This is a genomic window from Hyphobacterium sp. SN044, assembly GCF_021864465.1.
Classification (GTDB): domain Bacteria; phylum Pseudomonadota; class Alphaproteobacteria; order Caulobacterales; family Maricaulaceae; genus Hyphobacterium.
In genome coordinates, this window is the sequence record NZ_JAKKUV010000005.1 from 200,603 (window position 1) to 223,084 (window position 22,482).

General features: G+C 66.3%; 21 protein-coding genes, 1 tRNA gene and 1 riboswitch. Of the genes, 8 read left to right on the forward strand and 14 right to left on the reverse strand.

The features are described 5' to 3' along the window. Nucleotides 1-17 precede the first annotated feature (17 nt). The 3 genes from L5876_RS08910 to L5876_RS08920 form a co-directional block, all read right to left on the reverse strand. Complete coding sequence (locus tag L5876_RS08910) at nucleotides 18-635, reverse strand: hypothetical protein (protein WP_236955907.1); 618 nt, start codon at nucleotides 633-635, stop codon at nucleotides 18-20. A gap of 5 nt (nucleotides 636-640) precedes the next feature. Beyond that, a complete protein-coding gene (locus tag L5876_RS08915) occupies nucleotides 641-1,942 on the reverse strand; it encodes a UDP-glucose/GDP-mannose dehydrogenase family protein (protein ID WP_236955908.1) in 1,302 nt (433 codons plus the stop codon). A 93-nt stretch (nucleotides 1,943-2,035) separates the two neighbouring features. Then, entirely contained in the window at nucleotides 2,036-3,007 is a 972-nt protein-coding gene (locus tag L5876_RS08920) for an SIS domain-containing protein (RefSeq protein ID WP_236955909.1), read from the reverse strand. 140 nt (nucleotides 3,008-3,147) lie between these two features. On the opposite strand from L5876_RS08920, the gene gpmA reads away from it, so the two are divergent. From gpmA to L5876_RS08935, 3 genes are all read left to right on the forward strand, one after another. Further along, nucleotides 3,148-3,870: a 2,3-diphosphoglycerate-dependent phosphoglycerate mutase gene (gene gpmA, locus L5876_RS08925; protein WP_236955910.1), complete on the forward strand. Its 723-nt coding sequence runs from the start codon at nucleotides 3,148-3,150 to the stop codon at nucleotides 3,868-3,870. 23 nt (nucleotides 3,871-3,893) lie between these two features. Beyond that, nucleotides 3,894-4,319: a bifunctional diaminohydroxyphosphoribosylaminopyrimidine deaminase/5-amino-6-(5-phosphoribosylamino)uracil reductase RibD gene (gene ribD / locus L5876_RS08930; RefSeq protein ID WP_236955912.1), complete on the forward strand. Its 426-nt coding sequence runs from the start codon at nucleotides 3,894-3,896 to the stop codon at nucleotides 4,317-4,319. A 118-nt stretch (nucleotides 4,320-4,437) separates the two neighbouring features. Beyond that, nucleotides 4,438-5,739 carry a pentapeptide repeat-containing protein gene (locus L5876_RS08935; protein ID WP_236955914.1) on the forward strand — a complete coding sequence of 434 codons (1,302 nt, stop codon included), beginning with the start codon at nucleotides 4,438-4,440 and terminating at the stop codon, nucleotides 5,737-5,739. Nucleotides 5,740-5,820: 81 nt separating this feature from the next. Here L5876_RS08935 and L5876_RS08940 read toward each other — a convergent pair whose 3' ends face one another. Further along, a complete protein-coding gene (locus tag L5876_RS08940; RefSeq protein ID WP_236955916.1) occupies nucleotides 5,821-6,294 on the reverse strand; it encodes an Hsp20 family protein in 474 nt (157 codons plus the stop codon). Between the two features lie 234 nt (nucleotides 6,295-6,528). Between L5876_RS08940 and L5876_RS08945 the strand changes: the two genes are divergently transcribed. Continuing rightward, nucleotides 6,529-7,527, forward strand: coding sequence for a class I SAM-dependent methyltransferase (locus tag L5876_RS08945; RefSeq protein ID WP_236955918.1), 999 nt, complete (start codon nucleotides 6,529-6,531; stop codon nucleotides 7,525-7,527). Here L5876_RS08945 and L5876_RS08950 read toward each other — a convergent pair. From L5876_RS08950 to L5876_RS08960, 3 genes are all read right to left on the reverse strand, one after another. Continuing rightward, nucleotides 7,524-8,327 carry an inositol monophosphatase family protein gene (locus tag L5876_RS08950; RefSeq protein WP_236955920.1) on the reverse strand — a complete coding sequence of 268 codons (804 nt, stop codon included), beginning with the start codon at nucleotides 8,325-8,327 and terminating at the stop codon, nucleotides 7,524-7,526. The two genes, L5876_RS08945 and L5876_RS08950, sit on opposite strands and share 4 nt — an antisense overlap. A 47-nt stretch (nucleotides 8,328-8,374) precedes the next feature. Next, a complete protein-coding gene (locus L5876_RS08955) occupies nucleotides 8,375-8,764 on the reverse strand; it encodes a helix-turn-helix domain-containing protein (protein ID WP_039712251.1) in 390 nt (129 codons plus the stop codon). 127 nt (nucleotides 8,765-8,891) lie between these two features. Next, the gene (locus L5876_RS08960) at nucleotides 8,892-9,815 is read right to left on the reverse strand and encodes an N-formylglutamate amidohydrolase (RefSeq protein ID WP_236955922.1); all 924 of its coding nucleotides are present in this window, start codon (nucleotides 9,813-9,815) and stop codon (nucleotides 8,892-8,894) included. An 80-nt stretch (nucleotides 9,816-9,895) separates the two neighbouring features. Between L5876_RS08960 and cpdR the strand changes: the two genes are divergently transcribed. Then, nucleotides 9,896-10,261 (forward strand): cell cycle two-component system response regulator CpdR, encoded by a 366-nt coding sequence (cpdR, locus tag L5876_RS08965; protein WP_039712249.1) that lies wholly within the window; start codon nucleotides 9,896-9,898, stop codon nucleotides 10,259-10,261. Between the two features lie 128 nt (nucleotides 10,262-10,389). Here cpdR and L5876_RS08970 read toward each other — a convergent pair whose 3' ends face one another. Beyond that, nucleotides 10,390-13,497, reverse strand: a complete 3,108-nt coding sequence (locus L5876_RS08970; RefSeq protein WP_236955924.1) for a TonB-dependent receptor domain-containing protein — start codon at nucleotides 13,495-13,497, stop codon at nucleotides 10,390-10,392. Between the two features lie 276 nt (nucleotides 13,498-13,773). Here L5876_RS08970 and L5876_RS08975 point away from each other — a divergent pair. Next, nucleotides 13,774-13,848, forward strand: a tRNA-Val gene (locus tag L5876_RS08975). A 44-nt stretch (nucleotides 13,849-13,892) separates the two neighbouring features. Here the strand turns inward: L5876_RS08975 and L5876_RS14820 are convergent. After that, nucleotides 13,893-15,329 carry a sulfotransferase gene (locus L5876_RS14820; protein ID WP_236955926.1) on the reverse strand — a complete coding sequence of 479 codons (1,437 nt, stop codon included), beginning with the start codon at nucleotides 15,327-15,329 and terminating at the stop codon, nucleotides 13,893-13,895. 123 nt (nucleotides 15,330-15,452) lie between these two features. On the opposite strand from L5876_RS14820, the gene L5876_RS08985 reads away from it, so the two are divergent. Further along, complete coding sequence (locus L5876_RS08985) at nucleotides 15,453-16,520, forward strand: Mrp/NBP35 family ATP-binding protein (protein WP_236955928.1); 1,068 nt, start codon at nucleotides 15,453-15,455, stop codon at nucleotides 16,518-16,520. On the opposite strand, the gene L5876_RS08990 is transcribed toward L5876_RS08985, so the two are convergent. The 5 genes from L5876_RS08990 to L5876_RS09010 all read right to left on the reverse strand — a co-directional run bounded on the left by L5876_RS08990 (nucleotide 16,517) and on the right by L5876_RS09010 (nucleotide 22,108). Next, nucleotides 16,517-17,275 (reverse strand): ABC transporter ATP-binding protein, encoded by a 759-nt coding sequence (locus L5876_RS08990; RefSeq protein WP_236955930.1) that lies wholly within the window; start codon nucleotides 17,273-17,275, stop codon nucleotides 16,517-16,519. The genes L5876_RS08985 and L5876_RS08990 overlap by 4 nt on opposite strands. Further along, nucleotides 17,272-18,243 carry an iron ABC transporter permease gene (locus L5876_RS08995; protein WP_236955932.1) on the reverse strand — a complete coding sequence of 324 codons (972 nt, stop codon included), beginning with the start codon at nucleotides 18,241-18,243 and terminating at the stop codon, nucleotides 17,272-17,274. The genes L5876_RS08990 and L5876_RS08995 overlap by 4 nt, the downstream gene beginning before the upstream one ends. Continuing rightward, nucleotides 18,240-19,109 (reverse strand): ABC transporter substrate-binding protein, encoded by an 870-nt coding sequence (locus tag L5876_RS09000; protein WP_236955934.1) that lies wholly within the window; start codon nucleotides 19,107-19,109, stop codon nucleotides 18,240-18,242. The genes L5876_RS08995 and L5876_RS09000 overlap by 4 nt, the downstream gene beginning before the upstream one ends. Next, the gene (locus tag L5876_RS09005) at nucleotides 19,048-20,940 is read right to left on the reverse strand and encodes a TonB-dependent siderophore receptor (RefSeq protein ID WP_236955936.1); all 1,893 of its coding nucleotides are present in this window, start codon (nucleotides 20,938-20,940) and stop codon (nucleotides 19,048-19,050) included. The genes L5876_RS09000 and L5876_RS09005 overlap by 62 nt, the downstream gene beginning before the upstream one ends. Nucleotides 20,941-21,046: 106 nt before the next feature. After that, nucleotides 21,047-21,244, reverse strand: a riboswitch (cobalamin riboswitch). Nucleotides 21,245-21,274: 30 nt separating this feature from the next. Then, nucleotides 21,275-22,108, reverse strand: a complete 834-nt coding sequence (locus tag L5876_RS09010; RefSeq protein WP_236955938.1) for a WecB/TagA/CpsF family glycosyltransferase — start codon at nucleotides 22,106-22,108, stop codon at nucleotides 21,275-21,277. 135 nt (nucleotides 22,109-22,243) lie between these two features. Here L5876_RS09010 and L5876_RS09015 point away from each other — a divergent pair, with 135 nt between their 5' ends. Next, nucleotides 22,244-22,480: a hypothetical protein gene (locus L5876_RS09015; RefSeq protein WP_236955940.1), complete on the forward strand. Its 237-nt coding sequence runs from the start codon at nucleotides 22,244-22,246 to the stop codon at nucleotides 22,478-22,480. Nucleotides 22,481-22,482: the final 2 nt, after the last annotated feature.

Consider the following 22,482-nt stretch of genomic DNA (forward strand, 5'->3'; position numbering starts at 1 on the left):
GTCCTTTTCGGTCGGGATCATTCGTTGGTGTCGAGAATGCGGGCTTCGATGCGGCGCACGAGTACCGGGCGTTCCAGCCCGTCGAGATCGGGCCAGATTCCGATCCATTCCTGATCGTTGGCGACGGCATTCGCCGGTACGTCGAACACGAAGGTATAGGTCTGCCAATCCTCGTCCAGTTCCGCCACATGGCGCGGGGAGTCCCCCGCCTGTGCCGTGAAGTAGGACATATAGGCCTCGGTGTGATCGCCGCGCATGGCGCGCATCTCGATCGAGACCTCGACCGGGTGGCCGATCGCGTCTTCCTCGAAGGCGCGAGGCAGGAGCAGACCGACGCCAGCCGACATCGTGCCCGCCTGTTCGAAGGAGGCATTGGCGGTGATGCGAGCGGCCTCTTCGGTGGGCACATAATCGGATTCCGTGCCCGGCCCCGGTACGAGACCGGCGAGCGCCTCGCCCTCGATCACGAGGTGACGGCCGTCAAAGCTGAAGCCGCGGGTTTCCTGCTCGCCCGACATGGCGAACCAGATCATGCCCGCAACGACGAGACTGGCCACGAGATAGAAAACCGGGTCCGATGCCAGGACCCAAAGGTCGAAGCCTGCCTGCTTCCGGCTGGTTCCCGTTTCGGACATAGCGGTCAGCGGCCGACGCTGGTGTAGTCGAAGCCGCGCTCGGCCATGTCATCGGGCCGGTAGATATTGCGGAGGTCGACGACGACCTTGCCCTTCATCGACTGGCTCAACCGGTCGAGGTCGAGCGCGCGAAACTCGTTCCATTCCGTGATGATGACGAGGGCGTCGGCACCGTCGGCGCACAGATAGGGTCCGGAGACGAATTCGACGTCCTTCATCAGACGCTCCGCCTCGACGATGCCGGCCGGATCGTAGGCGCGGATCTTCGCGCCGGCTTCCTGCAGGGCCGGGATTATGTCGAGCGAGGGCGCATCGCGCATGTCGTCCGTATTCGGCTTGAAGGTCAGGCCAAGCACCGCGATCGTCTTGCCCTTGGCGTCGCCGCCCATTGCCTTCACGACCTTGTCGGCCATCGCGCGCTTGCGGGAATCGTTCACCGCAACGGTGGTTTCGACCAGTTTCAGCGGCGTGCCCGCCTCCTTGGCGGTCTTGGTCAGGGCGAGCGTGTCCTTGGGGAAGCAGGATCCGCCATAACCCGGGCCGGCATTGAGGAATTTCGAGCCGATCCGCTTGTCGAGGCCAACGCCGCGCGCAACCTCCTGAACGTTGGCGCCGACTTCCTCGCAGAGATCGGCCATTTCGTTGATGAAGGTGATCTTCATCGCGAGGAAGGCGTTGGCGGCATACTTGATCAACTCGGACGTCCGGCGGCCGGTGAACAGGAGCGGCGTCTCGTTGAGATAGAGCGGACGGTAGAGTTCCTTCATCACCGTCTGGGCACGATCGTCCTCGGTGCCGACGACCACCCGATCAGGGCGTTTGAAGTCATCTATCGCCGCGCCTTCGCGCAGGAATTCCGGGTTGGACACGACCGAGAAATCCCCGTCCGGGCGGCGTTCGCGAATGATGCGCTCGACCTCGTCGCCGGTGCCGACCGGCACGGTCGACTTGTTCACGATGACGGTATAGCCCTCCATCACCGAGGCGATTTCCTCAGCAGCGGCATAGACATAGCTGAGGTCTGCATGGCCGTCGCCGCGGCGCGACGGCGTGCCCACGGCGATGAAGACAACGTCGGCATTCTTCACCGCTTCGGACAGATCGGTCGCGAAATCGAGGCGTTCCTCGCGCACATTGCGCTGGACCAGAAGGTCGAGGCCCGGTTCGTAGATCGGGATGCCGCCGGCGCGGAGCATCGCGACCTTTTCCTCATTCTTGTCGACGCAGGTCACATGGTGGCCGAAATCGGCAAAACACGCCCCGGAAACAAGGCCGACATATCCGGTTCCGATCATCGCCACGCGCATGGCCTGGTCCTCTCTGTTTCGGGCCTGCCCCTGGTGCAAGCTATCGGTCGGGCGATGCCACGGGCAAGGCCGCAGCGCAAGGCAATAGCCTGCCTATTTGACACCCGCGCGAAGCAGGTCGTGGATGTGTAGCAGACCGGCGGGACGGCCGTCCGGCTGAAGCGCAAAAAGCTGCAGGATTTTCCGGTCGCCCGCGGTCATCCGGCGCATCGCGTCGGCGGCCAGCGCGCCCGGCGCGATCGTTTGCGGATCGCGTGTCATCACTTCGGCCACCGGGCGGGAGACGAGTCCTTCGCCCATATGACGGCGCAAATCCCCGTCGGTCACGATCCCGGCCAGCGTGCCATCGCCCCGGATGACGCCGACACAACCGAAGCCCTTGGCAGACATCTCCAGCAGGGCATCGGACATCGGTGCGTCCTCGCCGATCAGCGGCATGGCATCGCCCGCATGCATCAGGTCGGCGACCGTGGCCAGCGCGGCACCGAGCGCCCCTCCCGGGTGGTAGACGCGGAAGTCGGTGGCGGTGAAGCCGCGCGCTTCCAGCAGCGCCACGGCCAGCGCATCGCCCATCGCCATCATCAGCGTCGTGGACGTCGTTGGGGCGCGCGTCTCGCCGCACGCTTCCGGCGCATCGGGAACGAAGAGGTGATAGTCCGCGCCGCGCGCCAGCACGGAATCACGCCCTGCCGTCATCGCGATCAGCGGGGTCGCAAAGCGGCGGCAATAAGCGATCAGGTCCCCCAGCTCCCGTGTCTCGCCCGATTTCGACAACGCCAGGACGGCATCGTCCGGCGTGATCATGCCGAGATCGCCGTGGCTGGCCTCGGTCGGGTGGACGAAATAGGCGGGCGTCCCCGTCGAGGCGAGCGTCGCGGCGATCTTGCGCGCGACATGGCCGGACTTGCCGACCCCGGCGCAGATCAGCCGCCCCTTGATGGCGTTCACCAGCGCAACGACGCGCGCGAATTCTCCGTCGATGGATTGCGCCAGCGCCTCGAGCGCATCGCGTTCCATCTCGATGACGCGGCGGCCCGCCGCGCTGGCCTTATCTTGGTCGTTCATGGCTTCGCCTTTTAGGCCCGCGGAGACGAAAAGGCGAGTGGAAGACCGCGCTTCGCGTAGCTTGCCCGCAGCAGCCCGGCGGGCTATCCCGCTGAGACCTGCCGGCCCGTCCGGCATTCACCGTTACAAGGGTCCGCGCCATGTCCCGACTCGTCCTCGTCCGTCACGGCCAGAGCGAATGGAATCTGCAGAACCGGTTCACCGGCTGGGTCGATGTCAATCTGACCGGAGAGGGCGAAGCCCAGGCGAAGAAGGCCGGAGCGCTGATGAAGGCGGCCGGCTTCGCGCCGAAGCGTGCCTTCGTTTCGATGCTGACCCGCGCGATCCGCACGCTGAATCTGGCGCTCGCGGACATGGGGATGAGCTGGATCCCGGTGGAGAAGAGCTGGCGGCTCAACGAGCGCCATTACGGCGCGTTGACCGGGCTCGACAAGGCGGAGACGAAGGCCAGGCACGGCGAGGAACAGGTGAAGATCTGGCGCCGCTCCTACGACACGCCGCCGCCGGCGCTCGACCGCGACGATGAACGCCATCCTCGCTTCGATCCGCGCTATGCCGGCCTGGCCGACAGCGATCTTCCGGCCACGGAGTCGCTCGCCACGACCCTGGAGCGGGTCCAGCCTTACTGGGATGGCGAGATCGCGCCCCGGCTGAAGGCGGGCGAAGACATATTGATCGCCGCGCATGGCAATTCCCTGCGCGCCATCGTGAAACTGCTGTTCAACGTGTCGCCCGAGGAGATTGTCGGGATCGAGATCCCGACCGGCAACCCGCTGATGATCGAGCTCAACGGCGATCTGAAACCGGTCTCGGTGCGCTATCTCGACGCTGACCGCGCCCAACCGCTGCCTGCCCTGCCTTGAGCCGGACCGGCGATCTCCGCTTCATGGATGCCGCGCTGGCCTGGGCCCGCAGCGGCATCGGGCGGACCGCTCCCAATCCATCGGTCGGCTGCGTGCTGGTGAAGGACGGCAAGGTGGTCGGGGCCGCACGGACCGCCGATGGCGGACGTCCGCACGCGGAAACGCAAGCCCTCGCCATTGCCGGAGACGCTGCGCGCGGCGCGACCGCCTATGTCACGCTGGAGCCATGCGCGCATACCGGTGTGACGGGACCGTGCGCGGATGCGCTGATCGCTTCAGGTATATCGCGGTGCGTGGTTGCCCTGCTGGACCCGGACCCGCGCGTCGATGGAGACGGCCTTGCCCGGCTTGTCGAAGCCGGTGTTGCGGTGGAGGCCGGACTACGCGAAGACGAAGCGCGCGGCTTGAAGTCCGAATTCCTGTCGCGATTTCCCGCGCCGAGGCCCTGACTTCCGCCGGCGGCATGCCACCGGTGATCAACACTTACCGTTAACCGGCACTGATTAGTCTTTCCACAGGACGTGGACCCTACCGGTTCGCGACAGCATCAGGACCCGGCCAAACGCCATGCCCGCGGAAGGTATCGCATACAAGACGCTGACCCAGGCGCAGGTGTCGGAGATGTGCGACCGGCACGAGAGGCTCTGGTCGGGACGATCGGGCGGCGCGCGGGCGCATTTCGCCTACTGCATTCTGACCGACATGGATCTGTCGCGGCGCGACCTGTCCGATGCGGACTTCACCGGGGCCATCCTCATCGGGGCCAACCTGTCCGGTACGGTGCTGAATTCCTCAAGCCTCTACAGCGCGGATCTGCGCCGGGCCAATCTGGAAGGGGCCTCTCTCCGCCGTGCCGATTTGCGCGGCGCGGTGTTGCGCGGCGCGGTCCTGACCGGGGCGGACATGACCGAGACCGATCTGCGCGAAGGCGTGATCGCGCGGCCCGACCGCGAACGCGGCCTGGCGGTGATCAAGCATGAAACCCGCGCGGGCGAAGCGAATGAAGCCAATTTCACGGGCGCGAACCTAACACGCTCCAAGATGACCGGCATGGTGGCGCAGCGCGCCGACTTTACAGATGCCATGCTGCTGGGGGCCCGACTGATCCGCGCCAATCTGCGCGGCAGCGTGTTTTCCGGTGCCAATCTCGAAGGGGCGGACCTGTCGGGCGCCGATCTTTCCGATGCCGATCTGTCGGACTCGATCCTGGTGAACACCAATCTCACCATGTCGAAGCTCGAAGGCGTAAAGACCGCCGGGGCGTTGACCGAAAAGCCCGCCGGCAAGACGCTCGAAACCCTCGGTGCGCCGGTCGCAGACCTCCTGGCCGATCACATACGCTGGTGCGAGACCGACGGAGCGGAAGGCCGCCCGTCGATCTTCGACGGCGCCGACATGCGCGAACTGCAATCACTCGCCGGCAAGCGGCTGACCGCTTTCCAGGCGCGCGGGGCCACGCTTTATGGGCTCGACCTGGAGGGCGCGCAGTTGCAGGGCGCACGGCTGGAACGCGCCGACCTTCGCATGGCCTGTCTGCGCGGGGCCGATCTGCGCGGCGCGGACCTGACCGGGGCGCGTCTCAACAATGCCGATCTTCGCGACTGCAAGCTGGGACCGCTGCTGATCGGTAAGGACCGGTTGATGCCGGCTTCCCTCGCCGCGGCGAAAATCCGCTATGCCGACCTGCGCGGCGCGGACCTCAAGCGGGTCCGGGCAACCGGGGCCGATTTCTCCTATTCGCGGCTGGACAGCTGCGATGTGCGCCACGGCCTGTTCACCGGGTCCTGTTTCACGGGGGCCCGGATCGATCCGAATTTCGGCGAGGACGTGGAGAACGCCGAAGGCGCCGTCGATCTCGACGCGGCCTGACCCGATCCAGAATAAAAAACGGGCGGGGATAGACCCCGCCCGCGAAGAGTGTCTCGAAGGGTATGCTCGCGCTGCCGCGCGTCAGGCCGCCTTGGACTTGCGGCCCTCGATCGTCTTGGCTTTGCTGCCTGTGCTGCCGATCTCGATCCGGCGCGGCTTCGCCGCTTCCGGGATTTCACGCTCGAGATTGATGAGCAGCAGACCGTTCTTCAGCTCCGCGCCCGTCACCGACACATGGTCGGCGAGATGGAAGCGGCGCTCGAAGGCGCGCTCGGCGATGCCGCGATAGAGATAGTTCGGGGCCTCGTCCTCGGAGCGTTCGGCCTTGCGGCCGGACACGGTCAGGACGTTTTCCTGGACCTCGACGAAGAGATCCTCGTCACCGAAGCCGGCGACGGCCAGTTCGATGCGGTAGTCATTCTCGCCGAGCTGTTCGATGTTGTAGGGCGGGTAACCGTTCGACGGTTCGGCCTTCGAGGCCGCATCGATCAGGTTGGCCAGCCGGTCGAAGCCGACGATGGAACGGTAGAAGGGGCTGTAATCAACGCCACGCATGGCACTTATCCTCCAGCTAGAGCAACAAGCCGCTCCGCGATGTTCCTTGCGGAGCGTCCTCAGGCGATCCCTGTCCGCACGCCCGAAGGCCGTGCCGGGGACCCGCGGAACCCGGTACCGGCGTTCCGCAGAAGACTATTTGGGGAGCGGTTTTCCCGGTTCAAGAGGCGAGGCCGTTGCGCCCGGATCGCGCCTCGGCTAGGGCTATCGCCGCAGCAATTCAGGAAGATCCCCATGTCGCGCTTCGCCCTTCTGACCGCCCTGTCCTCTCTGGCCCTGCTCTCCGCATGTGGCGGCGGCGAACCGGACACGACAGACGTCGAAACCGGCGGCGATGACAGCGCGATGGTCGATACGGAGATGGCGACCGAGAACGGACTTGCACCGCAGGACCCGGCCGATTCGACTGCGACGGAAGGCACGCTTGAGTGGGCGGTGGCCGGTGACTGGCGCGGCGGCGACACGGCGCGCGATGTCTGGAGGCACCCGCAGGAAACCCTCGAATTCTTCGAGATCGATCCGTCCGGAACGATTGTCGAAATCTGGCCGGGCGGCGGTTGGTATGCGCGCATCCTGGCCCCGTGGATCGCAGCCAATGGCGGCACCTATATCGGCGCGACCTTCCCGGAATCCAGCCCGAGCGAAGCGCGGCGCGAGGCCCGCGCGAACTTCCTCGCGGAAATGGCCTCCAACCCGGTCTATGGCCAGGTTCAGGCCGGTGACTTCAGCGCCGATGTGGCCAATATCGCGCCCGCGGGCAGCGTGGATGCCGTGCTGACCTTCCGCAATGTGCACAACTGGATGAGCGGCGGTTTCGCCGAGCGCGCCTTCGCCGACTTCTACACGGTTCTGCGCCCGGGCGGCGTGCTGGGCGTGGTCGAGCACCGCCTGCCCGACACCCGCGAACAGGACCCGCGCGCCTCGACCGGCTATGTCCAGGAAGCCTACATCATCGCGCTGGCGGAAGAGGCCGGGTTCGAACTCGTCGGACGCAGCGATGTGAACGCCAACCCGGCGGATACCGCGGACCACCCGTTCGGGGTCTGGACCCTGCCGCCGGTCAGCCGGACCTCGCCCTTCGGCGAGCCGGAAGACCCGGCTTTCGACCGCGAGCCCTATGACGCTATTGGCGAAAGCGACCGTATGACGCTGCTGTTCCGCAAGCCGCTGCGCGACAACACGCCGTCGGATGCCGAAGAGGATGCCGGCGGCGACGCAGGTGAGGAAGGCTAGGCCGGGCGCGCCGCCGGCGCGAGGCGTTCGAGCGCGGCGGCGTGAAGTTCCGGCGTGGCCGCGGCCACGACCTGCCCGCCCTTGTGGGCGGGATTGCCTGACCAGTCCGTGATGATGCCGCCTGCCCCGGTCACGACCGGGATCAGGGCCTGGACGTCGAACGGCTTCAGGCCGGATTCCACGACCAGATCGACGCCGCCTGCCGCCAGCAAGGCGTAGGCATAGGCATCCATGCCGTAGCGGATCAGGCGGAGGTCCGGGCGCATCGCCGCGAAGACGTCCGCTTCTGTTTCGAGGAAGAGATAGGGATCGGTCGTCGCCATCAGGGCTTCGTCGAGCCTTGTCTTTCCGGAAACCCGGAGCGGCGTCGTGACACCGCGATGGGCGAGCGCTGCCGTTTCACCATCGCCGAAAAAGCGTTCGCCGGTGTGGGGCTGATCGATCACGCCGACGCGGGGCAATCCCTCCCGCGTATGCGCGATGAGCACGGTCCAGGCCGTGGTGCCGGCGATGAAGCCGCGCGTTCCGTCAATCGGGTCGAGGGTCCAGCCGCGGCCATTCGCCGACGGCAAGGTGTCGAATTCCTCGCCCAGCACGCCGTCGCCGGGGCGGTGTTCGGCGATCAGCCGCCGCATGGCGGCTTCGGACGCGCGATCGGCCTCGGTCACCGGGTCGAAGGCTGCGGCCTCCTTGTTGTCGATGGCCGCGCCGGCCCGGAAATAGGGCAGGATGGCTTCCCCGGCCGCATCGGCCAGACGGAAGGCGAATTCGAGGTCTTCGGACAAGGAAAAGGCGGACATCGCTGCCCGCCTATCACGCATCCTGACTGGCTGCCAGATTCTTTGAATCAGGCGGCGTCGTTGGCCGGTTCACCCGGCTCGAGGGATTTCGCCAGTTCCAGAAGGCGTTTGCGCGGACGCTCGCCGAGCCGGTAATAGGCCCGGATCAGGTCCATGGTTTCCTTCTGCGAAAGAATGTCGGCCGCGAGGACGGCCTCCGGCTCGTCGGCACCTTCGCGGCGCGACAGGCCCTCGTAGAAATACTGCACCGGCACGTCGAGCGACTCGGCCAGCTCGAAGAGGCGGCTGGCGCTGACTCGGTTCGCGCCGCACTCGTATTTCTGGATCTGCTGGAAGCGGATGCCGACGGATTCGGCGAGCTGTTGCTGCGTCAGGCCCAGGAGACGGCGGCGGCGGCGCAGCCGCTTGCCGACGTGAAGATCGATTTCGTTGGTCATGTCGAACTGTCCACCCTTGATGCGTGTACCCCGCCTCCGGCCCTCGCGCCTGAGGCTTTCGCGTAACAAGGGAGCAAAGCGCGTGCCGAACGCGTCAAAGATGACCAAATCCTTGAAATACACGCAGTTAGGCGAGTTTTTCGACCCAGTCTATCGCCACGATAGAAGCGAGGAAGCCGTCGATTCTCGCCTTGAGCGAGTCGAATGTCCCGGATCGGGTCACACGCGCTTCATCGAGATAAAGGGCGCGATTGAGCTCGATCTGCACCGCATGACGGGCATGGTCGGGCTGGCCGTAGCGTTCGGTGGTGTAGCCGCCGGCATAGGGCGTATTCCGCCGCGTCCTGAGACCCTGGGCATGCAGCGCCGCCTCGATGGCATTGGTGATACCCGGGGCACAGGAAACGCCGTGCCGGTCGCCGATCACCGCATCAATCCCCGGCGCGCTGATCGAGGGCATGGAATGGGCGTCTATGACGATCGCGAAGCCGTGGCGGTCGACGAGGCGTGAAACTTCGGCCTCGAGCGCGGTGTGATAGGGCGTATGGCAGTCCGCGATGCGCTGGTGGATTTCACCGGGGTCCAGGATGCCGGGATGGATCGACAGTCCGTCCGCACCCAGCCGCGGAACGACACCCAATCCCGCATGTGCCCGCGGCGAACGGATCGGTGTCAGCGGATCGGCCCGGTCTCCCGTCAGCAGCGGGTCGAGTTCATCGGCGGAGCGGTTCGGGTCGACATAGACGCGCGGGAAAGTCGCCAACACCAGCGTCAGTCCGGCCGCCGGAGCCGCAGCGTAAAGCTCGTCCATATAGGCGTCTTCGGACCGGCGCAGCAGTTCCACAGACAGGGCAGACTGTTCGAGAAAGCGCTCCGGATAGGTCCGGCCGGAATGGGGTGAAGCGATGATGACCGGCGCAGTTCCGCGCAGCGGTCGCAGCACTTCGACCGGCGGCAGCGTTGCCGGGCCGGGCGTGGAGGCCTTGCGTGCCGGAGATGTCAGTTTCACCACCATGGCCGCCATGCTGCTGTGCGCTGCACCGCCGGTCAACCAATTCACCCGCGTTCAGCGGGTTTTTACCAAGAGCGCGTATGGTCCCGCCAACGATCAATTCGGGGGAGTACCGCGAGATGGCGAGAATTCTGCTGGCGGAAGACGACGATTCAATGCGCGACTTCCTGGCCAAGGCTCTGAAGCGGGCCGGCCATGAAGTCATTTCCTGTGCCGATGGCGATGAGGGCCTGTCGGTCTTCGAAGGTCAGCCCGACGGCTTCGATCTTCTGCTGACCGACATCGTGATGCCGGGCATTGACGGGATCGAGCTGGCCCGCCGCGCCGCGGAAACGGTGCCTGGGCTGAAGATCATGTTCATCACCGGCTTCGCCGCCGTGGCGCTGAACCCGGGGTCCGGCGCGCCGACACAGGCGAAGGTGCTGTCCAAGCCCTTCCACCTGCGCGAACTGGTCGATGAGGTGGCGCGGGTGATGGCCGCCTGATCCGACCGGCATACAGAACAGAAAAGGGGCGCCTTCCGGGGCGCCCCTTTTTCGTTGCGGTGTTGCCGCCAAAGAAAAGGGCCCGCTCCGAAGAACGGGCCCGATCCCTTACGTCACCTTGCGTTCGATTAGAAGCGCTTGGAGACGTTGATGAAGAAGCGACGACCGATCATGTCGTAGCCCGCACCGAGCGGCACGTTCGTACCGCCGAGGGTGGCGTCCGCCGTGTTCTGGTCAACCAGGGGCGGATCTTCGTTCAGCAGGTTGTTCACACCGGTCGTGACACGCCAGGTGTCCGAACGCCAGCTGACCGACAGGTCGTGGTACAGGACCGAGTCAACGTCGTCGACGACGTCCACGCAGCCCGTGAACTCACACGCCGGCTCCGCTGCACCGAACACGCCCAGGTTTTCCTGGGAGCCGATGTAACGGCCACGCCAGAAGAGCGTCCAGTCGCCCTGGATGTAGCGGGCATCAACCGTGCCGCGCCATTCCGGGAAGCCGATCGTGCCAACAACGTCGTTGATGGCCGAACCCGGCGTCGTCTGGTTGGTGATCTCGATCGACTGCGTGAAGACCGTGTTCGCTTCGATGCGAGCACCACCCCACACGTCCATGCCAAAGCGGGCGTTGTAGTCGACACCCGAAGTGGCTTGCTGGGCGATGTTGAACGGCGTGTTGTCCACGAAGGTCAGGAAGCCCGTATTCGGGTCACGCTGACGACGCGCACAGAACGGATCGTTCGGGTAGTTGGTCGAGTTGTAGCAGCGGTTCAGCGAGAAGGCGGTACCCGGGATCGCGATGGAGTCTTCCACGTTGATCTCGAAGTAGTTCACGCCGAACTGGAAGTCGAACGAGTCGAACCACGGCTGGTCCACCGCGAAGCCGACGCTGATCGAGTCGGAGGTTTCCGGCTCGAGGCCCGGGTTACCGGCCCGGAAGGACTGGATCGACGGAACGCCGGTCTGGCCCAGGGTCGTCGGGTCGACACCGTCCGCGATACAGTTCGCGAGAACCGTCGGCGAACGCGGGTCGAGGTTCGGGTCGTAGGAACCCGGACCGCCCGGGATCGCCGCGAGCGGAACGACGCAGGGGTCGGCACCGCCGCCGGTGAAGCCGGTCTGACCGCCGAGGAAGAGTTCCCGGACGTTCGGAGCGCGGAAGGACGTGCCCGCCGTGCCGCGGAAGGTCAGGTAATCAACCGGCGACCAGGCGAGCTTCGCAGCCCAGGTCGAGTTCTGACCGTAGAATTCGTGGTCCGTCAGACGGCCCGCGATGTCGAAGGTCAGGTCTTCAGCGAACGGACGGCCACGCAGCAGCGGGAACGACAGCTCGGTGTAGAACTCGTTCAGGTTCACGGAACCCTGGGACAGCTGGTCGGCGAAGAAGCCGGCCGCGAGGCCCAGAGCGGCAACCGTATCGACGCCCGAGTCGAGACCGATTTCACGGAATTCCCAACCGAACACGGCGTTGACTTCACCGTCAGGCATGTTGAACAGCGGACCCGTGACGAACGCACCGGCCACCAGCTCGTCAACCTTCGTGGTGACGGTACGCTCACCGGTCAGGAAGTCGGTTTCGGCCTGGGTGCCCCACGACGGACCCGTTTGCGGGTCGTAGGTGTAGAGCGACGGCGCGAACATGTTGATCGGCACGCAGTTTTCCGGATCCAGGAAACCGAACAGGTCGATATAGGACGGATCGCCGCAGATCAGGTTGCCACCACCGTCGAAACGGGTCGTGGCGAGCGAGAGACGCAGACGCTCTTCGAGCACCGCACCGCGCGAGGAGTAACCCATCGAGCGGGTGTAGGAGACGAAGGACTCGAAGTCCCAGCCCGGGGCGCCGATGAAGCCGAGATCGCCGCGCAGACCGGTCAGGAAGCGGGTCTGCTGGATTTCGACATCCACGTCCGAACGCTGCGTCGGGGACGCGATGATCGGAACGACGCCGTAACCGTAGAAGCTCGCACCATTGTTGTAGGTGAACGGGTTCGTCGGGTTGGAGTCCGGCACGGTCGGGAAGAGCTGACCGTGGAAGTTCGAGTTCTGGAAGGTCTGCGAGTTGGAGTGCGACGCTTCGAAGAAGAAGGTCGTCCCCTCGATACCGAACAGGGAGTCGATATCGTAGTCGCCCGTCAGGAACATCGCGTAACGCGAGTTCGACGGCAGGATGTCGGACCACTGGGCCGACGGATAGGACTGCGCTTCCGGCAGGTTGGACATGAAGGTCCGGCCGGCAGCGGTCGGAGCCGTGAACCAACCGGCAGGCGAACGCGGATCAACCGTGTTCAGAGCGACACCGGCCGGGCCCTGGAAGCGGTACACGTCGGTACCGAGCAGGAGGCCGCCGCCCGGACGGGCGAGGGTCGAGTAGACGCGGACGCGGTTGACGATCGAACCGCCGCAGGTGTTCGGACGGGTGGCCGAGGACGTGATCTGGTTGCCGGAGGCGTCCAGGTCGATGTCCTGCGAGCAGTAGAAGCCCGACGGGCTGCGGTTCCAGTCGCGCTGGTTGGCGCGCAGGTTCTGCTGGTCGAAGTATTCGAGGGCGAAGTTGAAGCCACCACGCTCCGAACGATCACCGACGAGCAGCGAGTAACGCTGGTTTTCGCCGCCATCGTCTTCCGGAATGGAGACGTAACCTTCGATGTTGAGACCCTCATAGTCCTGCTGCGTGATGATGTTGATCACGCCGGCGACGGCGTCAGAGCCGTAAACCGAGGACGCGCCATCGAGCAGGATGTCGACCCGCTGGATGATGGACGACGGAATGAGGTTGATGTCCGGGAAGGACGGCGCGCCTTCCACACCGGCCGGCGACATGCGGCGGCCGTTGATGAGGACGAGCGTACGGTCAGCCGACAGACCGCGGAGCGAGACGTTGTTCACGCCCGGGCCGCCGTTCGTGACGAACGCGTTGTTGATGGTCTGGTCGAGCTGGGCGCCCTGGATCACCGGAACCGAACGGATGATTTCGGCCGTGTCGACGAGACCGGCTTCCGTCACGGTTTCGGCGTCGATGACCTGAAGCGGCGACGTCGAAGAGAACGAGTCGCGACGGATACGCGAACCCGTAACGACGATGCTGTCTTCGGCCTGCTCGGCCTGTTCTTCATCTTCGTCGTCTTCTTCAGCCTGCTGAGCCCAGGACGGTGCGACCGTCAGACCCGCAGCCGCGAAGCCGGCCAAGATGGTGGAGCGCAGAAGACGCTCACGATCCCAATAGCTGCTCACGATGCATTACCCCTTCGTGGTGTTGTTTCCTCCGCCCTTCCGGATTGAGTCCGGACGAGCGCACAGACGGGAGTCTAGTCTATCCCGGCGCGCACTATCCCCATGCGCCCTATCCCCGTAAAGGGATCGCCCTATTCCCACCGCATTTCGGCCCCGGATGTTGCAAAAAAGTCATAACCCGTTGAGGACCCTGTCACGGACCGGACAGCAAAGCGCTGACACAGGCCTTGCGCGTCCGCTTTCCGGAGGCTAAGAGCGCCTTCCCCGCAACGGGATGGGCGCGTAGCTCAGCGGGAGAGCACTACGTTGACATCGTAGGGGTCGCTGGTTCGATCCCAGCCGCGCCCACCATCCCCTTTCCCTCGAAAATGGCAAAACGGCCTCCGGGCCGGGGATCACGTGTCCGTGATCGGGGCGGTTTCGTCCCAGGCCGGATGGCCCCAGTGCCGGATCCAGGGGTCGAGCCGGTCGCGAATCCCGTCGAAGGCGAAGTCGTAGCGGCGCCATTTCGCCCTGGCCGACTTGTAGACCGGCTTCGAGACCTGACGTGCGGACGGCGTCGAGATCCGGCGCTCGCCCAGCGTCTCGCGGTAGTTGCGCACCGCGTCATCCCAGCCCGGCCCCAGGAAGTCGAGCGCCGACCGGACCTCCTGCTCCCAGTCCTCGACGACGGACTCGTATCGCACTTCGTGCACGGCGAGGTCCGGGAAGGCCCGGAGCGCGGCCTGACCGGCGGTCATCACCAGGTCGTAGTATTCCGCAGCCCCTTCCGGCGTCAGCATGTTCAGGCCGAACGGGTTGGTGTCGAAAGTCAGGAAGAGATTCGACAACAGGACGTCGCGCGGATCGCGCACGGCGAACAGGATCCGGGCGCGCGGAAACACTTTCGCGATCAGGCCAAGCCAGATCGTGTTCGACGGCTGCTTGTCGATGAAGACATGACCGGCCGGCGGCGGACCGCCGCGCGCATTCTGCCAGTACCAGCTGCGCATCTTGCGCACTTCATCGTCGCTGGCGGCGAAGAAACGGGCGAGGCTTTGCGGTGTCGATCCGGCGGCATTGGCGATCGGATCGAGCAGTGGCCGCTCGTCTGTGGTTTCGACCTGCGGATGGGCCGCCAGCATGTTTTCGAGCAGTGTTGTGCCCGACCGCGGAAAGCCCAGCAGAAAGGCCGGGTCCGGCAGGTCATCGACCGGATCGGGCTCGGTCTGCACCGGCATCGCGGCGTAGAAGTCCGCAATCCGCCTGAGCGCTGGCGGCCCGGCAATCTGCGACGCGGGATCGATCCGGTCGGCAAAGGCCGTCTTGACGATGCTGTTGCCGGTCATGTGCGCGTCGAAGGCGGCCGGATAATCGGCGCGGGCCTCACGCGCCCGGCCCAGGCGTTCATAGACGGCCGCATCGGCCAGCGGGTCCGGTCCGCCGGGCTGGAAGCGTTGTTCGATACATTCGATGGCCGATTCCGGGCGCCCGGCCTCGATCTCCGCCGCGGCAAAGGCCGCGATGGCGTGGACATTGCCCGGGTCGCGCTCCAGCACCTTGCGGGACCAGGCCTCCGCCGCTGGCCAGTCATTCACACGCTCGGTGGCGCGGGCGAGCAGGGTCAGGACCTCGTCATGAGCCGGATCGATGGCGTGTGCTCGTTCCAGAAACGGGATCGCCTTCTTCGGCTCGCGGAGCAACAGAATCGCGGCGAGATGGAAGTGAGGATCGAACGCATCCGGAAAGGCGGTGACGAGGCGCTCGCAAATCTGTACGGCCTCGCCATAGCGCTGCGCGGCGGTCAGCCGCCGGACCGCATCCATGTCGCGCTGAAGGTCGGTATCGCTCACGCCGCACTCCCGTTCGATCGCAGCGCAAGGAAGAGTGCGGTCCGTCCCCTGTCAATTGCGGCACTGCCCTTTCGCACGTCACCGCGCAGCGCTATCTCCGGGGTCGACAACCGGAGTTGACCCATGGCCGACCGCCTGATCGCCCTTCTCGCCACGATTACCGATCCCGTTTCCGGGAAGCCGCTGCCCGACTCCGGCCGGCTGGAAGGCGTCAGCGAACGCGACGGCACCGCGACCGTCGTCCTGAAAGTGCCGCAAGGCGGGGATGACGGGTCGCTGAAGAAGACGATCGAGAAGACCCTGAAAAAGGACAAGGCCGTCAAGCGCGTGCGCCTGATCACGACGATGGAGCGCGCGCAGAAACCCGAAGCGCCGAAGCGCCCGGTCACCCCGCCGCAGGGCAAGCGCCCGGCGAAGCGGATCATCGCCGTGGCCGCCGGCAAGGGCGGGGTCGGCAAGTCGACCGTGACCGCCAATCTTGCCGCCGCCTACGCGAAACAGGGGCTGAAGGTCGGCGTACTCGATGCGGACGTCTACGGCCCGTCCATCCCGCGCCTGCTGGGTCTGCGCGATGTGCCGGGCCTGCAGAAGAACGAGGCGGGGATCCAGCCCGCCGAAGCGCACGGGATCAAGGTGGTGTCGATGGGCTTCCTGACCAAGCCGGGCGCGGCCGTGGTCTGGCGCGGCCCGATGGTTCAGGGCGCGATCACGCAATTCCTCAACGAAACCGTCTGGGACGAGCCGGACGTGCTGCTGATCGACATGCCGCCGGGCACGGGGGATGCGCAACTCGCCATCGCCCAGACCGCCGCCGTGGATGGTGCCGTCATAGCGGTGACGCCGCAGGACCTCGCCCTCGACGATGCGAAGAAGGCGATGGCGATGTTCCAGCAGACCCACACGCCGATCCTCGGGCTGATCGAGAACATGTCGGTCTTCCTGTGCCCGCATTGCGGCGAGCCGAGCGAGATTTTCGGGCATGGCGGCGCGCGCGCCGAGGCCGAGGCCATGGGCGTGCCCTTCCTTGGCGAGATCCCGCTGCATATCGAACTTCGCAAACGCTCCGACGAAGGCCGGCCTGTCGCCTTCGATGACGGGCCGGTCGCCAAGGCGTTCGAACGCCTTGCCGAAAGCGTGCTCGCCGCCTGCGACGAGGCGCGCAAACCCTTGCCGGAAATCGTATTCAGTTAAGCGGGAGACCAGCCGGTCGGACGGGCCCCGCCGGGTGCCGTGATCGCGAACACGCGTTCGAGATTCGATTCCGACAGGGCTTCCGCAGGCGGCCCGTCCGCGGCGACCTTTCCGCCATCGATCAGGATCACGCGGCTGCAATAGCGTGCGACGAGACCAAGCGCGTGGGCGGCGATCACGACCAGCTTTCCGGACGCGGCCTCTGCCGCCAGCAGGTCCATCAGACCCAGCTGATGACGCGGATCGAGCGAGGCGGTCGGCTCGTCGAGGAGAAGGATCTCCGCCTCGGTCGCGAGGGCTCGTGCGAGGAGCACGCGCGCGCGTTCGCCCGAGGACAGCATGTCGAAGCGGCGGTGACCGAGATGCGCGACACCGGTCTTTTCGAGCGCGGCGTCGATCGCGGCCTCGTCCCCGGCCTTGAGCCGCTCGAGTGGCTTGCGGTGCGGCATCCGCCCGAGCGCCGCAATCGTGCGGGCCGGGACCGGCCAGACGGTCTGCTCATCGGGGGGCATGTAAGCGATCCGCCGCGCGCGTTCTCCCGGGGACAGAAGCGCCACCGGGCGGTTGGCCAGCATCGCCTCACCGGAGATTGGTGGATTGAGCCCCGCCAGCGCCGACAGAAGCGTCGACTTTCCGGCTCCGTTGGGCCCAACGAGGGCGACGAACTCTCCCGGCGCGAAGGCGGCGTTCACGTCCTGCAGCACCGGGCATTGGCCATGACCCAGCGTGGCCTTGGCGAGCGAAAGCATGATCATGCCGGCCCCCGAGTCTGTGTGCGCACCAGCCAGAAGAAGAAGGGCACGCCAAGGAGCGCCGTGGCCACGCCGAGATAGAGCGGCGTGCCCTGCCCGGACAGAAGCCGGATGAGCGCATCGGCTGCTGTGAGCAGCGCCGCCCCGCCCAGCGCGGCGGGCAGGAGGAGGCGCGAGGGCTGGTGATCGACGAAGCGCCGAAGCAGGTGCGGTGCGACCAGTCCGACAAAACCGATCGCCCCGGCCACCGCGACACCGCCGCCAACGGCCAGCGCCGCGCCCGCCACGCAAAGGATGCGCAGGAGGGTCAGATTGACGCCGAGGCTGCGCGCGGTTTCCTCGCCCAGCGTCAGCGCGTCAAGCGCCCGCGCCGTGAAGGCGAGGACGAAGCAGCCCGCGGCGATCAGCGGCAGGGCGACGGAAACCTCGGTCCAGCTCGCGTTCGCGAGCGAGCCCATCAGCCAGTAGGCGATTTCCGACAGCGCCCAGGGGTTGGGCGAGAGATTCATCATCAGCGCCGTCAGTGAGTTGGCGAGAGCCGCCACGGCGACACCGGAGAGGATCAGCGTTGTCGCGCTGGCGCGCGCCCCTGCGACGAGCAGCAGGACCGCCGCGCCGGTCGCCGCGCCGAGAATTGCAAACAGCGGTACGCCAATCCCCAGAAAGCCGCCGAGGCCAAAATAGAGCGCGATCACCGCGCCGAGACCGGCGCTGGAGGTGACGCCGACAATGCCGGGATCGGCGAGCGGATTGCGGAAATAGCCCTGCAGCACCGCGCCGGTCAGGCCGAGGCTCGCCCCGATGACGAGGCCGAGAACGAGGCGCGGCAGGCGGAGGTCAACCAGAATGAGCCGCGCCGCCTCATCGCCGGACAGGAGCGCGCCCAGCGGGAAACCGCCCGCGAGCAGGTGGGCGAGCGAAGCGATCGCGCAGATCGCGAGCTGGATCACAACGAGCTTGAAATCCCTCATCCCTCCCCCTCCGGAGTCAATTCATCGAGCGCATCGGCGATACGTTCGGCCGCCTCGATCAGGCCCGGCCCGGCGCAGGACCAGAGCGCGCCCGGAACCTCGATCGAGGGATGGTGTTCGACCAGCCGCCGAAAGGCGGCATGGCGCTGGCCGGCATTGCCCGCCGTGCGGTAGCCGTCTGTGAAATAGCTGGTCACGACGAGATCGGGCGCGACGCGCAGCGCCCATTCCGCGTCGGACTGGGTCCAGCCGGCCGCGCCGGCCTCGCTCGCCGCATTGCGCCCGCCCGCGGCGCGGATCGCGGCATCGATCAGCGTGCCGTCTCCGGCCGTGCCGCCGGTCACCGAGAGATAGAAGACGGAGGGGGACCAGCCGCGTGCTTCGGCCCGCCCTGAAAGGGCTTCGAGCCTTGCATCGAGATCGGCGATCCAGACTTCGGCTCCGGCCTCGCGGCCCAGCGCCGCGCCCGCAGTCCGGGCGCTGGCGCGGATCGCCGCGAAATCCTCGCCCCAGGGCAGGGTGAGTGTGTCGATGCCCGACGCGTCGAGAACCGGGAGGGCGCGGCCCGGCCCGCCCGGACCGAAGACGGCGAGGTCCGGGTCCAGGGCGATCAGACGCTCGGCATCGCCCCAGGCGCGCGGCAGGGCGCGCGCCCATCCCGGCGCGGCGGAGACCGGCGAATCGACCTGCCAGGACAACGCGATCACGCTGTCCTGGCTGGCCAGTTCGATGACCCAGGCGTCAGCGCAAAGGTCGGCGGAGGCAATGCGCGCTGGCGCGCCGCCCTCCCCTTGCGCGCAAGCGTCAGTTTGCCAGACGCAGGCCGAAATAAAGCCCGCGGCCAGGAGCCGCGTAACCCACAACATCCTGATAATCCTCATCCAGCAGGTTATCGCCGCGCACATAGAGCGCGACATGCTCGTTCAACTCATACCCCAGCCGTCCCGACACCAGCGTGTAGGCCGGAAGGGTCACGTCGGTGAAAGTCCCGAAATCGGTGTCGATCTGCTCACCGGTATAGTCGGCGGACACACCGGCGCTGAACGGGCTCGCCTCCGGCGACCAGATCACCGAGACGCTGGCGAGCCGGTCCGGGCGGCGGATTTCCGGCGTGCCGTTTTCCTCGGAGTCGAGCAAGGTCACATGTCCCCGGACGGCGAGGCCGGCCGAGGGGGTCCATTCGCCTTCGAGTTCGACACCATTGCGCTCGGATTCCGTGGCGCGGTTTCGCGCCGTCGACGGAAAAGCGGCAAAATCGGTGTAGATCTCGTTCTCCAGCGTCGCCGCGAAGGCCGTGACGCCGAGACGCAGCGTGTCGCCGAAGAATTGATCCCAGCCGATCTCCCCGCCGCGCGATCGTTCGGGTTGAAGGTCCGGATTTCCGGTGAAAGAGCCCGGGAAGAAGCCGTAGAGTTCGTAGATGCCCGGATTCTTCACGCCTTCACCGAAGCTGGCGCGGATCCGGCCATCGAGCGCATCGAAGGCATAGGCCGCACCGATCCGCCAGGTTGTGGCATCGTCGAACTGGTCGTTCCAGTCATGCCGGGCCGAGGCATGCAGGCTGAGCCTGCCCGCCGTCGCGCCATAATCGAAGGCGAACGCATCGTTCGACAGTTCACGCACCTGATTGTCCCCCGCCCCGGGGCCGGAGAAGGCCGCGAAACGCTCGCTTTCGTGCTCGGCGAGGACGGTCAGGCGGTGATCGGCCCCAGCGCGGGTGAATTCCAGCGTGCCCTGATAGTATGCCTGCCAGCGGCGGGCCTCGGTCTCGCCGGTGAAGGTGCCGGCATTGGAATTTTCCATCTCGTCCGCCATGACGCTGAGCGACACTTCGCTCCGCCAGGGCAGGAGCACCGCGCCCGGCTCGGCAATGACGGCAAGCCGCGCGCCATGCCGCAGCCCGCCGGTTTCGTTGAGCGTCTGGTCGAGACGCCCGTCGAAATCACTGTCGCTGTCGTATTCGGTCGTGTAGCCGGTCAGGCGCGCCGCGCCTTCAACACTTATGCCGGGCGACAGGCCGAGCGTGCCCGCCGCCGAAAGACTGCGCAGGTCGAACCCGTCTTCCTCGCCGCCCAGGCCCGCCGCATCAATGCCCTCGGTGGAATAGGCATTCGCCGACACGCCGCCGGAGAGCGATCCGCGCGTGCCGGACAGCGATGCGCCGGTGCGCCAGGTCTCAAACGACCCTGCCTCGGCAAAGCCCGACACGCTTGTCTCCCGCGTGCCGGGATTCGTCAGGATGTTGATCACGCCGCCGATCGCGTCCGACCCCCACAGGGCGGACTGCTCACCGCGCAACACCTCGACACGAGACACGCCGTGAGATGGCGCTTGCGAGAAGTTGAAGCCGCCCGTCAGCGGTACCGAGGCCTCGATACCGTCGATCAGGATCAGGACGTGGTTCGCCTCGCTACCGCGCAGGCGGACATCGGTCAGCGACCCGGCGGGGCCCGACCGCGACACGGCAAGACCGGGAATCGCCCGCAGCGCGTCGGACAGGATCGGGCCGCGCAACTCGATCTCGTCTTCGTCGAGCACGGTGACCGCGGAAGTCACCTCGCTCTCCGGCACGGGCACGCGGGCACCGACGACGATGATGGTCTCGTCCATCTCCTGCGCAAAAGCAGGTGCGCCGGCCAGAGGAAGAAGGAAAGTCGCGGCGAAAAGACTTCGCCGAAAGCCGGAATGTCCGGTCATGGTCCACAGACTCCATGTCAGGCGGCCGGGCTCACCGGTCCGCCGGGTTCAAAGGAGTCGCTGCAAACGGAATGGTCCGCGCCTTCCCGCGTGCTCCCGCACGGGCCGAACGAGCGACGGCATCGGCTGGTCTTCCGGCTCGCGGGTCTACGCGGTCGATGCGCCTTCCCGGGTTGCCCCAGTGGCTTCGTTGCATCGCCGCTCGCCGCTCACGGCTGCGGGCACAGCGCCGGACTCGGCGGTTTCCCGCCTCACCGGTCTTCCCATCAGATCCCTCGCGGGAACCGATACGGCGCGAAACCTATCCGGCAGTACGGACGGCGTCCAGCGGCAATCAGAGCTTGAAATTTGCCGCCGCGAGCTGTTTCTCGAAGGCGCGGAGCTTGGCGCGGGCCTTGCGCCATTCCCACCACAGGAAGACGACTTTCGGACCGTCGACGAGGTAGCGCTTCCACATGCGCTGCGGCTCCTGCGCGAGGCGGTGGAGCCATTCGAGGCGCGTTCTCTGCATCCATTTCGGCGCGCGTTCGGCTTTGCCGCCGAGGAAGTCGAGCGAGGCCCCGACGCACAGCCCGATACCGGTGCAATCGCCGCGTTCCTGGCAGGCTTCGGCGATCATCTCCTGTTGCGGCGAGCCGACACACAGGAAGACGAAGCGCGCGGGGTTGGCCGCGACGAAGGCGGCGCAGTCGGCAATGGCTTCGGGATTGGTCCTCAGACCCATGGGCGGCTGGTGCCATCGCACATCATGCAGGCCATAGCGCGCCTTGACCGCCTTGATCACGTCCTCATTGCCGCCGATTACCGTCACCGGCTCGTGCTGGGTGATGACATTGTCGAACAGCGCTTCGGTCAGGTCCGAGCCCGGCGTGACGGCAACGTCCTCTCCCGAAAGCCCGGCGATCAGTTCCAGCACGCGGCTGTCGCACACGGTCAGCCAGGCCTGCGCGTAGAGCGGGGCGAGGATGCCGTCCTTCCTGAGGCGGACGAGGTGGTCGACATTCGGCGTGACGACGAAGGCGAAGGGCTTTTTCGGATCGCGCTCGGCGAGGCGCTGAACCGCGAGCGGGAAGTCGATATTGTCGAAAGCGGAATTGAGGAACCAGATATGGCGCGGCCGCGAGCGGCGTTCCTCGACAAAGTGTTCCGCGGAAGCGTGGATCGACATGTGTTCCGTCCCGATTCGCGCCAGAGGCGACTGACTGACCCCGTCAACTGCAAGCGCCGCGCCGTCTCCCGCATCCGAATCCGGGACGCACCGCATCTGATGGTGCAAGCGGGACCGGACAGGCGAGGCGGAGCGATGATTGTGCAGGCGAAACTGGCGATGGCGGCGTTCACGCTGGCGGGATCGGCCGTGCTGGCCGAGCCGGTGATGCCGGAGGTGCGGACCGAGATTATGGTTGGTCCCTATGCCGTCATTCTGGGCGAGCGCACTCCGCAGCTGGCGCTGACCGAACGCTGCGTGAAGGCCGATTGCGCCCTGGTCGAGATTGTCATCCGCCCGGCGGACGGGCCGGTCTGGCGGGTAGAATTCTAGAC